Annotated in this window: 14 protein-coding genes; 12 read left to right on the top strand and 2 right to left on the bottom strand. The window is 41.7% G+C overall.

Translation table 11 applies throughout. The features are described from left to right. The first annotated feature begins 119 nt into the window (after positions 1-119). Together L1D51_RS16545 and L1D51_RS16540 are read left to right on the top strand one after the other, a co-directional pair. Positions 120-752 (top strand): 2OG-Fe dioxygenase family protein, encoded by a 633-nt coding sequence (locus L1D51_RS16545; RefSeq protein ID WP_054563473.1) that lies wholly within the window; start codon positions 120-122, stop codon positions 750-752. 9 nt (positions 753-761) lie between these two features. Next, positions 762-2,000, top strand: a complete 1,239-nt coding sequence (locus L1D51_RS16540) for a cysteine desulfurase-like protein (RefSeq protein WP_239964216.1) — start codon at positions 762-764, stop codon at positions 1,998-2,000. Positions 2,001-2,068: 68 nt separating this feature from the next. Here the strand turns inward: L1D51_RS16540 and L1D51_RS16535 are convergent, their stop codons facing one another. Beyond that, positions 2,069-2,773: a 2OG-Fe(II) oxygenase gene (locus L1D51_RS16535; RefSeq protein ID WP_054563475.1), complete on the bottom strand. Its 705-nt coding sequence runs from the start codon at positions 2,771-2,773 to the stop codon at positions 2,069-2,071. Between the two features lie 36 nt (positions 2,774-2,809). Here L1D51_RS16535 and L1D51_RS16530 point away from each other — a divergent pair, with 36 nt between their 5' ends. The 10 genes from L1D51_RS16530 to L1D51_RS16485 all read left to right on the top strand — a co-directional run bounded on the left by L1D51_RS16530 (position 2,810) and on the right by L1D51_RS16485 (position 12,801). Next, entirely contained in the window at positions 2,810-3,205 is a 396-nt protein-coding gene (locus L1D51_RS16530; RefSeq protein WP_054563476.1) for an acyl-CoA thioesterase, read from the top strand. Between the two features lie 85 nt (positions 3,206-3,290). After that, complete coding sequence (locus L1D51_RS16525; RefSeq protein WP_054552416.1) at positions 3,291-3,869, top strand: anthranilate synthase component II; 579 nt, start codon at positions 3,291-3,293, stop codon at positions 3,867-3,869. A 48-nt stretch (positions 3,870-3,917) separates the two neighbouring features. Then, positions 3,918-5,078, top strand: coding sequence for an HDOD domain-containing protein (locus L1D51_RS16520; RefSeq protein WP_058584015.1), 1,161 nt, complete (start codon positions 3,918-3,920; stop codon positions 5,076-5,078). A gap of 369 nt (positions 5,079-5,447) precedes the next feature. Beyond that, entirely contained in the window at positions 5,448-6,653 is a 1,206-nt protein-coding gene (locus tag L1D51_RS16515) for an aspartate aminotransferase family protein (protein WP_054563477.1), read from the top strand. Positions 6,654-6,733: 80 nt separating this feature from the next. After that, entirely contained in the window at positions 6,734-7,750 is a 1,017-nt protein-coding gene (gene astA / locus L1D51_RS16510; RefSeq protein WP_055198948.1) for an arginine N-succinyltransferase, read from the top strand. Positions 7,751-7,768: 18 nt separating this feature from the next. Then, positions 7,769-9,238, top strand: coding sequence for a succinylglutamate-semialdehyde dehydrogenase (gene astD / locus L1D51_RS16505; RefSeq protein WP_239964214.1), 1,470 nt, complete (start codon positions 7,769-7,771; stop codon positions 9,236-9,238). Between the two features lie 128 nt (positions 9,239-9,366). Beyond that, positions 9,367-9,714: a DUF3802 family protein gene (locus L1D51_RS16500; protein WP_054563480.1), complete on the top strand. Its 348-nt coding sequence runs from the start codon at positions 9,367-9,369 to the stop codon at positions 9,712-9,714. A 145-nt stretch (positions 9,715-9,859) separates the two neighbouring features. Continuing rightward, positions 9,860-10,273 carry an OsmC family protein gene (locus L1D51_RS16495; RefSeq protein ID WP_055020887.1) on the top strand — a complete coding sequence of 138 codons (414 nt, stop codon included), beginning with the start codon at positions 9,860-9,862 and terminating at the stop codon, positions 10,271-10,273. An 88-nt stretch (positions 10,274-10,361) separates the two neighbouring features. Next, complete coding sequence (gene speD, locus L1D51_RS16490; RefSeq protein WP_054563482.1) at positions 10,362-11,174, top strand: adenosylmethionine decarboxylase; 813 nt, start codon at positions 10,362-10,364, stop codon at positions 11,172-11,174. 118 nt (positions 11,175-11,292) lie between these two features. Then, positions 11,293-12,801: an NAD(P)H-hydrate dehydratase gene (locus L1D51_RS16485; RefSeq protein ID WP_239964213.1), complete on the top strand. Its 1,509-nt coding sequence runs from the start codon at positions 11,293-11,295 to the stop codon at positions 12,799-12,801. A gap of 16 nt (positions 12,802-12,817) precedes the next feature. On the opposite strand, the gene L1D51_RS16480 is transcribed toward L1D51_RS16485, so the two are convergent. Further along, a complete protein-coding gene (locus tag L1D51_RS16480; protein WP_055198951.1) occupies positions 12,818-13,267 on the bottom strand; it encodes a response regulator in 450 nt (149 codons plus the stop codon). Positions 13,268-13,395: the final 128 nt, after the last annotated feature.

Here is a 13,395-nt window from a genome sequence, read left to right as displayed (position 1 = left end):
GTATAACGATCTTAAAATTATCCAATAAACCTTACTGGTTTACATAAAAACGCAAATATTCCCTACTAATTGAATTAAAATCCTCGCCAATATTCTCAACGTATTAAGGCGAGATCGAAATGACTACATTAAACAACCAGAACCTTCTACAACTTCGTTTTGTAAGCCAAGCGCACATTGACGCAGTTAAGCCTTCTTTTGCTAACCTACCTGCTAACCCATACGCAGATGGTGAATTTCGTAAGCGTCGTTATTCAGTAATTAAAGTTGTTGATGGTGAGTTAAAACTACAACCAACAAAAGCATTCGTGCAAGATGACTCAATCAATACATTCCAAGGTAATGTTGAGCGCACCTATGAAAATCTAGAAGATAGCTTATTAGCGACTGATGGCATGAAGCAAATCGTTAATCAGTTCCGTGATATGACGGGTATCAGCGATGATCGCGATATTGAAATTCACCAATTCAGAATGCTTGCGATCGACAGTGACACACCCGCTGCGCCAGAAGGTGTTCACCAAGATGGTTTTGATCACGTATGTGTGTGTGGTGTATCACACGAAAACCTAGAGGGTGGTGAGTTGCTTGTTTATGAACACCAGCAGGCAGAACCATGTTTCAAAATGGAAATTAAAGACGGCATGTTCGCACTGATTAATGACCGTGAAGTATGGCACAACGCTACACCAATGAATAAATTAGACGCAAGCAAAGAAGGTTACCTTGATTGCTTCGTACTAACTGCGTAAGGGTAAACCATGAACTTAACGCAATTACGTCGCCAGTTCCCTGCACTTATGCAACAAGTTGCTGGTCAGTCACCGATTTTCCTTGATGGTCCAGGTGGCTCGCAAGTACCACAGTCAGTTCTAAGCGCTATGAGTGCATATTTGGGTTACTTCAACTCAAACTTAGGCGGCGCATTTTTCTCAAGTGATAAAACGGTAGAGTTAATGGCAAATGCTCGCCAAGCTGCAGCCGATTTATTAAATGCGCCATCTAAAGAGCAAATCGTGTTTGGTGCAAACATGACAAGCTTAACGTTTAGCTTTAGCCGTGCCATCTCGCGTGATTGGACTGCTGATGATGAAATTATTGTCACCAATGCAGATCACTTCTCAAACGTATCATCTTGGCAGCAAGCTGCTGAAGATAAAGGCGCGACAGTAAAAACTACCCTTATCAACGAAGCTGATTGCAGCCTAGATATGGCACATTTTGAAAGCCTTTTATCTAGCAAAACAAAGCTTGTTGCAGTGACGTATGCATCAAACACGACAGGTTCAATTAATGACATTAAACGCATCGTTGAGCTTGCACATGCTGTTGGTGCGCTAGTGTATGTTGATGCCGTTCATTACGCACCTCATGAGCTTGTAGATGTACAAGCACTTGATTGTGACTTCTTAGCCTGCTCTGCATATAAGTTCTTTGGTCCTCACCTTGGTATTGTCTATGGCAAACGTGAGCATCTTGAAGGTTTCACACCATATAAAGTTGAACCTGCAAAAGATGTTGCGCCAGGTCGCTGGGAAACGGGTACACAAAGCTTTGAAGCGCTAGCTGGCTTAATTGCAGCTGTTGATTACATTGCTGCAATTAGTGAACTTGATGATAGTCATTCACGTCGAGAAAAACTCGCGGCTGCATTTGCTATGACTAAACAACACGAAATGGCATTAAGTAAGCATTTCTTAACGCGTTTAGCAGATTACCCACGTATCAAGTTATTTGGTATTGCTGATCTAGAGCGTATAGCTTATCGCACACCGACTTTTGCTTTAACTTTTGAAGGCATCGAGCCACGTGTTGTGTCTGAATTTTTAGGTAAGCAACATATTTGTGTGTGGGACGGTAACTTCTACGCTCAAGGCTTATGTAAGCAGCTAGGTGTATTAGAAACCGGTGGTGTAGTACGCATTGGTTGTATGCATTACAACACAATTGAAGAGCTTGATAAGGTTTTTGATTTATTTGATCAATTACTAGCAGATTAAAGCTGAGCTTTAATTAAGCTATAAGCTATAAGTTTTAAGCAGCCCGAGTGGGCTGCTTTTTATTAGCATTAGGACTGTGGTTGTCCATAAATTTGTTCCGCGCGGTTGAATAAGACCCACGAGGTTAAAATATACTTATCATTTGAAATTGGCTTATTACCACGGTGCGTGTGGGTAAAATAGCCCGGTGCTACGACCATAGAACCTTGTTTAGGCGATATTTTTCGTTGTTGATAGTAAAACTCTGTTTCGCCACCTTCTTCTACATCATTTAAATAAAACATAAATAACAGCACGCGGTGCAGAGCTTCGTTGTGGCCAGCTTGCGGGTACACCTCGCTATGCCAATAAGGGTAACCACCTTTATTGATATCGTATTTCTGTGCTTGAATTGGACCCATGCGGAAAATTTGCTGCACGAGTAATGGCAATTGTGGTTTGCCGACTTCTTCAAAGTTATCCTGTGTTAAGTCAACAGGTTTGCCCGTTTGCGGATGGTAAACCTTTAAACCAAAGGCACCAATCATCATAAAAATATGCTCTTCAAGGTATTTGAAGACGTAACCCGCAGTCGTTTGTTGAATATGCTTTAGTTGCTCAGCGTATTCGGGGTGGTTATTAAGGTATAAGTCGCGGCTGTCTTTTTTCGCTAAATCTACTCCGCCTGAGGTAATGCCTTGTTTTAAATGCGGGCTTTGTTCAAATACCGTGATAAAGTTGTCGCAAAATTCTTTGCTGAGGGCGTTTTCGTATACGCGAATAAAGTCCGTCATGAGCTACCTTTAGTTTATATTTTTTATAGGGTTACTATGTTTACTGAAACTATCACACCACGCTTTAGCGAAACAGATGTGCTAGGGCACATCAACAATACCGTACTCCCTGTATGGTTTGAAGCCGCCCGAGCGCCTATTTTCAGGTTTTTTACGCCCGATTTAAACCCTTATGAGTGGAAACTGATCATTGCTAAGGTTGAAGTAAGCTTTGTGGGTGAGTTGTTTTATGGTCACGATGTCACAGTGAAAACCAGTGTTGAGCACATCGGCTCTAGTTCATTTGTACTGCGTCAAGAGGCTTGGCAGCAAGATAACTGCTGTGCCGTTGGTAAAACCGTACTAGTACGTTACGACTTTGCAAATAAATGTTCGCAAAAACTTAATGAGCAAGAAAGGGCTGACCTTACAGCGCATTTAATCGCTGAGTAATACCCCATTTTTTGCCGACATTTATGAACGCTTGGGGTAAAATGCGCCTTCATTATTTTGACTGAGTAATTTTGGGTTACACGCAATGCTGTTAATGATCGACAATTATGATTCGTTTACATACAACCTAGTGCAATATTTTCAGCGCTTAGATCAAGATGTATTAGTTAAACGAAACGATGAGATCAGCATTGCTGAGATTAAACAACTTAACCCAGAGCACATCGTACTATCGCCTGGGCCATGTTCACCAAACGAAGCGGGTATTTCTTTGCAAGTGGTTGAACAATTAAAAGGTCAGTTGCCAATTCTTGGTATTTGCTTAGGTCACCAAACTATTGCTCAGGCTCTAGGTGCTGATGTTATTCGTGCAAAGCAAGTGATGCATGGTAAAACCTCGTTAGTTAAGCATACCAATCAAGGTGTGTTTAACGGTTTGGCAAATCCACTAACGGTATGCCGGTACCATTCTTTAGTGGTGGATAAACAAAGCCTGCCTAGTGACTTCACTATTACCGCATGGACAGAACAAAATTCTGATTTTGATGAAATTATGGGGATCATGCATAATGATTTAGCACTTGAAGGAGTGCAATTTCACCCCGAAGCAATTTTGACCCAACAAGGGCTTGAATTACTTGCTAACTTTTTAACTCGCTTCTAACCTTAGGCTAGTGAATTAACAAATATGACCGACAATACGCCTGTGCAAATGACCGAAGAAAACCGACAACAAAGGACTGCGATGGTGCTTAATGAGCGCGCGCACGATCTTTTGCTTGGTCACAGTTTTGCACAGCGTCAAATTGGCTATATTCACACCCTCGAAATTGATTATGGCGAATCAATGGAACAGCGAACTCTATTAGAAGTAGAAGTTGCTGCTGAGAAAAAACGTCAAAAGAGCAGTACAGCTCACCATAAATACCGTGCACAGGCGAGCAAGCAATTACACCAAGTGATTGAGGCTGCCATGCACAAGCAGCTTGAAGACATTGATTCAGTAATTCATGAAACTATAGGGATTCAAGATAGCGTACCTGCTATTTTAGATATTTTAGCTGTGCGCTCGGCCTCAGTAGGTCGACTAGAGCCGTTAGTTAAAGATTTGAGTTGGTTAGGTCGTGAGCTTGTTGCGTTTGTGAATTTACCTTTCTATCGAAAACAACGTAATAAACACACTTCAGTTCAAGTCGATAACCCACTGTTAGCGCTACGCTACATTGGTTTAGATAATTTAAAGTTTGTCGTGCCAACCTTTGCGGTACGTCATTGGATGCCACACAGTACAGAGCCATTTCCACTACTAAAGCGTCGACTTCGTGATAACTCAATGGCGTGTGCCATTGCTGCTCAAGAACTTGCTAAATTAAATGGTGTAAATGAGGTGCACGCGTTTACCTTAGGTATGCTACTCGACGTGGGTAAGATAGCGCTAGTCCGTATATACCTTCGTATTTTTGAGTTAGTTTGGCAGCGCCAAGTAACTAAAGCCCGTGATGAGCAAAAGAAAGATCTACACACAGCTTTATTAGAGCTAAAACCGGATCCTTTATTTTTAAGCACCTTGCTAAATAAGCAGTCGATGAAGGTAACAGCCACCGTAATTGAGAAAATGGCTTTTAGGTATTTGCCATTTAATGCGGTAATGCAGCAGTTAACTACACCTTTAGCTAAAAACGATGAGTATTTGCCGCTTACCAAGGTGATTTTAAAAGCACGTTGTTACGCTCAGTATTTAAGTTTAAATGAGCATCAACTAGTCGAAAATGACGAAACCGAACGTTGGTTTGCACACTTCGATTTCACTAAAGAAGAGCTTGATCAGCTAGCAAAATGCAATTTTGATCGCTTTCATATTCAAATTAATTAAAAAAATTGTTAATTTTTTTGCGACTATTCATTCATTGTTTATCAATCCGCAGTGACAAATTTTTTCTCTTTAGCCTCTGCTTGGCTCACTAGCCGTAAGCCTTTTTATAGTATTTAGAGTAAAAAATAGCCTTCAAATAGTTATTCACTATCCATGAAAAAATATCTCAAGCCCTTTATTTTCAAGGGCTACATGAAAGTTTTCTAAGAGACAGGACGAAAATTTTCTGGAATAATGGATGAATGAAAATTGAACCAAAGAGTAATTTTGGTGATTTTGCGCTAAGCTCAATCGGCTAAGTAAAATGGCTTAGTTTAGCTTTAGAGCGCCACCTTACTCTGAGTGTGCTTACAATTATGAGGATATAAAATGACAGTCAATCGCGAATTATTTGATCAAGTAATGGTTCCTAACTATGCACCATCAAGTGTTATTCCAGTTCGAGGCGAAGGCTCTCGCGTATGGGACCAAGAAGGTCGCGAATTTATCGATTTTGCTGGTGGTATTGCTGTTAACTGTCTTGGCCATTGTCACCCAGCTCTTGTAAGTGCATTAAAAGAGCAAGGCGAAAAAATTTGGCACTTATCAAATGTAATGACTAATGAGCCAGCGCTTCGCTTAGCTAAAAAGCTAACTGACGCAACGTTCGCTGAAAAAGTATATTTTGCTAACTCTGGTGCAGAAGCTAACGAAGCGGCACTTAAACTTGCACGCCGTTTTGCACTTGATAACTTTGGTGAGCAAAAGTCACAAATTATCTCATTCAACAAAGGTTTCCACGGCCGTACCTTCTTCACAGTAACAGTAGGCGGTCAAGCTGCATACTCTGATGGTTTTGGTCCTAAACCTGGTGATATCGTTCACTGTGACTACAACGATTTAGCTGCATTTGAAGCGCTTATCTCAGACAGCACATGTGCAGTAATGATGGAGCCTCTGCAAGGTGAAGGCGGTATCATTTCTCCAACTGCTGAGTTTGTTGAAGGTGTTCGTGAGTTATGTACTAAGCATAATGCACTACTAATCTTTGATGAAGTACAAACAGGTGTTGGCCGTACGGGTGAGCTTTATGCTTATCAAGGTTTAAATGTAACTCCTGATATCTTAACGACTGCAAAAGCGTTAGGTGGTGGTTTCCCTATCGGTGCAATGATCACCACAACTGATATTGCTAAGCACTTAAAAGTAGGTACTCATGGTTCTACTTACGGTGGTAACCCTCTTGCGTGTGCAGTAGCAGAAGCTGCATTCGACACAGTAAATACTCCTGACGTACTTAACGGTGTTAAAGAAAAGTCAGCGTTATTCCGCGAGTTATTAACTGCGATTAACGAAAAGTACAATGTATTCACTGAAATCCGTGGCGAAGGTCTATTAATTGGTGCTGTAGTAACAGAGCAATTCAAAGGTCGTGCAAAAGAGTTTTTAGTGGCTGGTACAGCAGAAGGCGTTATGTCTTTAGTTGCTGGCGCTGATGTTGTTCGTTTCACTCCGTCACTTGTAATTCCAGAAGCTGATATCCGCGAAGGTATGGCTCGCTTCGAAAAAGCAGTTGCAAAAGTCGTTAACGGCTAAACGAAACTGTCATTTCAGGGCAAGTTAAGCTTGCCCACATTTCTTAATTTACCGTTATTTATAAGGGAGCAAGCGGACTTATGATGATCCTTCGCCCAATCCAGCAAAGCGATTACCAAGCGTTAGTAAAGATTGCTGTTGAGTCAGGCCATGGCTTTACGTCTTTGCCTAATAATGAAGAGTTATTACAAAAGAAAATTGATCATTCTGTCAGCTCATTTGCAAAAGCAGCACAGCAGCCAGGTGATGAAGGTTACTTGTTTGTTCTTGAAGATAGCGAAACGGGTGAAGTTGTAGGGACTTCGGGTATTGAAGCCGCTGTTGGTTTAGATGATGCTTTTTATCATTATCATTTAAGCAAAGTAATTCATTCTTCTCGTACGCTAGACGTGTATAAAGCCGTTGATATTTTAACTCTGTGTAATGATTACACCGGTGCAACTGAGCTATGTACATTATTCTTAAAAGATGGCTACCGTAAAAATAATAACGGTAAATTGCTTTCAAAAGCGCGTTTTATGTTTATTAATCAACATAGAGAACGTTTTGCTGACACCGTCATTGCTGAAATGCGTGGTGTGTCAGACGAAAGCGGCGAAAGCCCATTCTGGCAATGGCTAGAAGAGCACTTTTTCTCAATGGACTTTCCAACGGCAGATTACTTAACGGGTATTGGCCAGAAAGTATTTATTGCTGAGTTAATGCCTAAATACCCAATTTACGTCAACTTACTGAGCAAAGATGCACAAGCTGTGATTGGTCAAGTACATGACAACACACGTCCTGCGATTGAACTATTAAAGAGCGAAGGTTTTACCTTTAATGGTTATGTAGACATTTTTGATGCAGGCCCAACTGTTGAAGCAAAAGTAGATAACATTGCTACAGTCAGAAATGCCCACACAGTTAAAGTTGAAATTGGTGAAAGCCAAGGCGACACCACGGTATTGTTAGCAAATGATAAAATTGCTGACTTTAGAGCAACCGTGACTCAAGTTAGCCTATCATGCGATGCCGATAGCATCACAATCTCAAGTGAACTAGCAAAAGCACTTCACTTAGAAGCGGGTGATTCAGTATCACTTGCAGAACTATAGAATTCAGGAGACATATTAATGACTCATGCAGCGCAATTTATTAATGGTCAATGGCAAGCAGGCCTTGGTCATACTTTTCAATCTGTAAACCCAGCAAATAACGATGTAATCTGGCAAGCAAACACTGCTACAGCTGAACAAGTAGACGGCGCAGTCGCTGCTGCACGTGAAGCGTTTTACAGCTGGGCTGATAAAACATTTGCAGAGCGTTTAGCGATTGTAAAAACATTCGCAGAAACGCTTAAAGAGCACAGCGAAGAACTAGCGATTGCTATCGCACAAGAAACAGGTAAACCACTTTGGGAAACACGCACTGAAGCAGGTGCGATGGTGGGTAAAATTGCTATCTCTGAAAAAGCATTTTTAGAGCGTACAGGCGATGTTGAAAACCCAATGCCACAAGGTCGTGCGATGATCCGCCACAAGCCTCATGGTGTTGTAGCTGTGTTTGGCCCTTATAACTTCCCTGGTCACTTACCAAATGGTCACATTGTACCTGCATTATTAGCAGGTAATACCGTGGTATTTAAACCGTCTGAGCTAACGCCAGCAGTTGCTGAGTTAACGTTAAAGTTATGGCAAAAGGCGGGTCTCCCTGCAGGTGTAATCAACCTTGTGCAAGGTGAAGTAGAAACGGGTAAAGCGCTTGCATCTCATAAAGGGATCGACGGTTTATTCTTTACTGGCTCTTCGCGCACTGGTCATATTTTACATGAACAGTTTGCTGGTCAGCCGGGTAAAATCTTAGCCTTAGAAATGGGTGGTAATAACCCGCTTATCGTTACTGATGTTGCTGATACTAAAGCGGCTATTCACGATATTATTCAATCAGCGTTTATCTCTACAGGTCAACGTTGTACGTGTGCGCGCAAGTTATTCTTACCTGTAGGCGAGCAAGGTGATGCCATCTTAGCGGGTCTTATTAAAGCAACTAAAGCTATTAAAGTCGGTGACTACGACGCAGAAGAGCAACCTTTCATTGGGTCAATGATTTCTTCAGCAGCAGCAGCAGGTATGGTCACAGCACAACAGCAGCTTGTTGAGCTTGGCGCTGAAGTGTTAGTTGAGCTAACGCACAAAGAAAATACCGGCTTTGTAACACCGGGTATTTTAGAGTGTACAAATGTCGCTAACTTCCCAGACGAAGAGCACTTTGGACCACTTCTTAAAGTATTCCGCTTCACTGATTTTGATGCCGCTATTGATAAAGCGAATGACACAAGCTTTGGTTTATCAGCTGGTTTATTAAGCGACAGCGCAGCTGATTACGACCATTTCTTACGTCGTATTCGCGCAGGTATCGTAAACTGGAACCGTCCTATCACAGGTGCATCAAGTGCAGCACCATTTGGTGGTATTGGTGCATCAGGTAACCACAGAGCAAGCGCATATTATGCTGCTGACTATTGTGCATACCCAGTCGCTTCGGTTGAGCTTGAAAAAGTAGCAATGCCAGCGACATTAAGCCCAGGCTTAAAAATCGATTAATAATCGTAAATCATTATAAAAAGCAGCTTCGGCTGCTTTTTTTGTATGAGATGCTTGGCAAAGGTAGCAATTAAAAGCGCTTTCTGCTTAAATCTAAAGAGATAGTTTTTTATTAGGTGTGCAGTCGTATGGTTTTAGATAGGCAAGGATACGATGATCTTGTCATGTATCTCACTCAAAATTTAGCGCTTTTTGAGAAGCCGGGTCAAATTAAACCAGGAGCTCCAACAGTGTTAGAGCTTATTGAAGACGTGATAGCAGAAAATGTCATGTTACTTTGCGAGCAACACACAGAGCTTAATACTGAACAACGCAGCCAAATTGTTCGCGAAGTCGACGGTATCGTATATGACTTACAAGAAGTGCTGAGCAGCGTTACAAATCACACAGTAACCGTAGAACAACACGCGTTTATTGATGAGTTTGCTGGATTAGTAAAAAACTTATTCGATAGTGCTGTTGTCGAAAGTGCCTAACTTATAAAGCACAACACAATTTCTAGTCTTTAAGCGAGCAGCTCAAAGTTAGCAACTCGCTTTCCTTTAAAGCTCACCTCTTATCCCTTGCATCTGTGTGTGACTTGCTTACAATCAAGCAAAATAACTTTAAGAGATAAAGCACATGCAAGCGAATGTAAAATGGGTAGAAGGCGATACGTTTATTGGCCTTTCAAATTCAGGTCACAATGTAGTTTTTGATGCAGGTAGCGATAGCGCTGCGCCAAGCCCAATGGAAATGGTTTTAATGTCAGCGGGCTGTTGTTCATCTGTTGATGTTGTTAGTATTTTAAAAAAAGCAAAACAGTCATTTTCTGATGTGCAAGTTAAGCTATCTGCAGAGCGTGCTGAGTCAGCACCTCGCGTGTTTACCAAGATTAATCTACACTTTGTGGTTACCGGTGATAATGTCTCTGAAAAGCACCTTGCAAGAGCGGTACAATTATCTGCTGAAAAGTATTGTTCTGTAGCCTTAATGCTTGATAAGACAGTAGAAATTACGCATAGTCATGAAGTTGTGCAAGAACAGGTAAAATAACGCTTTTTCCGAGCAGGAAATTCGTATAAAATCCGCGAACTTTTATTTCTGCTGGTGCAGGTTTCACTCGTTTTAAGGTTGGTTTAGCATGAATAAACCCTTCGATAAAATTAAGCTTCATGGCTTTAATAACTTAACTAAGAGCTTAAGTTTTAGTATTTACGATATTTGTTACGCAAAGACGGAACAACAGCGTAAAGAATATATTGAATATATCGACGAACAGTACAGTGCTGATCGCCTTACCGATATTTTAGGTGAAGTTGTGGATATTATTGGCGCAAACATTCTAAATGTTTCTCGCCAAGATTATGATCCGCAAGGCGCCAGCGTAACAATCTTGATCTCTGAAGAGCCAATTGAGCAACAAACAACGTATGACGTTGATGAAGCGCCGGGTCCTCTTCCTGAAACAGTGGTAGCGCACTTAGACAAGAGCCACATCTGTGTTCACACATACCCAGAAGCACACCCGGATGATGGTATTTGTACGTTCCGTGCTGATATCGAAGTATCAACGTGTGGCATTATTTCGCCATTAAAAGCGTTAAACTTCTTAATTCACAGCCTTGAGTCTGATGTTGTAACAATTGACTATCGCGTACGTGGTTTTACTCGTGACGTTGATGGTGTTAAACACTATATCGATCATGCAATTAACTCAATTCAGAACTACATGACTGAAGATACCAAAGAAGCGTACCAAATGATGGACGTGAACGTGTATCAAGAGAACTTATTCCACACGAAGATGATGTTAAAAGAAACTGACTTGAATACTTACCTATTCGGTGTTTCTACAGCAGATCTTTCGGAAGAAGAAGAAGAAGCCATCTACTCTAAGCTGACCCGCGAGATGCAAGAAATCTTCTACGGTCGCAACTTACCAGACACTGAGTAAGTCACTATAGCTTTAAAGAAACGGCGCGTAATGTAAGTTACGCGCCGTTTTTTTATGCCTCATTGACTGCACTCATCTGTACTTATATGCTGATTAAAAGGCCAATTTAAGGATAGATATGTCAGTTGTTCTCTCGCAGTCAGTATTTTTAGCAGAGCAAGTTCGTGACCATGAAGGACCCGCAGCTAAGCGCTCTGGCGTAACCTTGTATGAGCTTATGGAGCGAGCAGGGCTGGCGACTTATCAGCAAGCTATCAGCTATTTTCCTAAAGCAAGTACATTCGTAGTGTTAGCGGGCGTTGGTAACAATGCCGGTGATGGTTATGTTGTTGCTCGCTTAGCTAAACAAGCGGGCAAACAGGTTACGGTTATTGCAGCAATATCTGATAAACCGCTCAAAGGCGATGCGCTCAGTGCTCAGCAAGCTTGGCTTGACGCCGGAGGGGCAATAACCGCTGATGCCAGTGTTATTGAGCAAGCAGATATCATTATTGATGGCCTGCTTGGCACGGGAATTCAAAGCAAAGTGCGCGAGCCTTTTTCACAGCTGATTAAAACTGCCAACGAGAGCCAAGTGCCGATAGTTGCTATTGACCTACCCTCAGGCATACATGCCGACACAGGTGTGGTACAAGGAGTTGCAATAAAAGCCGCGCTTACTGTGACTTTTGTGGGGATTAAACAAGGCTTAGTGACAGGCCAAGGTAGAGCGCATGCAGGGACATTAGAGTTTAATGATTTAGGTATTGAAGATGCCTTTTTAAAACAGACATCACCCACGGCTGAGCTTATCAATTATCAGAGCCAAGCTAGGCTTCCTGAGCGCGATAACAACAGCCATAAAACCAGCCATGGTAAATTGCTGTGTGTTGGTGGTAATGCCGGCACTGCAGGCGCTATTCGTTTAACTGCAGAGGCAGCGCTTCGCAGCGGTGCGGGTATGGTCAAAGTGTATACCCATAGTAGCTCTATTCTACCAGTAAGTATTGGCCGGCCAGAATTAATGGTGACAGATACAAATCTGATTAGCGCTCTTGAGTGGGCAACCTGTATTGCTATTGGCCCAGGGCTTGGTCAAGACACTTGGTCGGAAACAACCTTTGAAGCAGTCATGCAGTATTGCTTTACTAATAATAAGCCTTTGGTTATTGATGCTGATGCACTTAATTTAATGGCTCAGCATGCTTCGTCATTCCCATTAGCTAATACCGTTATCACACCACACCCCGGTGAGGCTGCAAGGTTACTTAATTGTCGTGCTAGCGATATTGAAGAAAATCGCTTTCATGCAGTAAAGCAGCTCGCACGTAGCTATACCACTACTTGTGTACTCAAAGGTGCTGGCAGTTTAATTGCTGACACTAACCAAACATGGGTGTGTACCGATGGTAACCCTGCACTTGCGGTTGGCGGCAGTGGCGATGTTTTAACAGGCATCATAGCGGCCCTGATCGCACAGGGGCTTACTCCTCAGCAAGCAGCTTGCTTAGGCGTAACCTTACATGCAAAAGCTGGTGATATTGCCGCAGAGCGTGAGGGCGAAAGAGGTATGTTACCGAGTGATTTGTTTGCCGTTGTAAGGAAGCTGATAAAAGAGTTGGCAAGCAGTGCTGACTTGAGCAGGTAAGGCTAAATATTTCGCCTTAGTCTAAGACTATCCTAGCTTGAACAAGCCAATATTGAGTTAGCATTTTCATTGAATCAACTAAATCATAATAGCTAGAAGGCTTGGTCATAAAGGCGTTAGTACCTAAGCTGTAACATTGCTTAATATCAACTTCTGAATCAGAAGTCGTAAAAATTATGATGGGAATATGGCGGTAAAGCTCCGATTTTTTTAGTTCAACTAGCGCTTCTTTTCCACCCTTTCGTGGCATGTTTAGGTCTAATAAAATAAGGCTAGGTAAAATTTTGTTTTTATCGAGCGACTCAAGTAATTGCATGCCGTCATCAACAAATTGAATTTTATTTTCATCGACATTGTTTTCAACAAGGGCATCTCGGATAAGCTCTTGATCATCGAGATCATCATCCGCAACTAAAATATAGCTCACAGAGCGTAATTTTTTGGTAAATAATTTGTCGTTAAACATTGGCAGCTCCTGATTTCATCAAATGTGGCTCATCTATTCCATGTAGATACTTTTTAATAAAAACAACAAATTAAATAATTAGTTACTTGAGTAGTATATACTTTAGTTAAGCAAGTGTTATATTAACT

It is taken from the genome of Pseudoalteromonas shioyasakiensis (genome assembly GCF_022398475.1).
In the GTDB taxonomy this organism is placed as follows: domain Bacteria; phylum Pseudomonadota; class Gammaproteobacteria; order Enterobacterales; family Alteromonadaceae; genus Pseudoalteromonas.
This window is presented reverse-complemented; position numbering and strand designations above follow the sequence as displayed.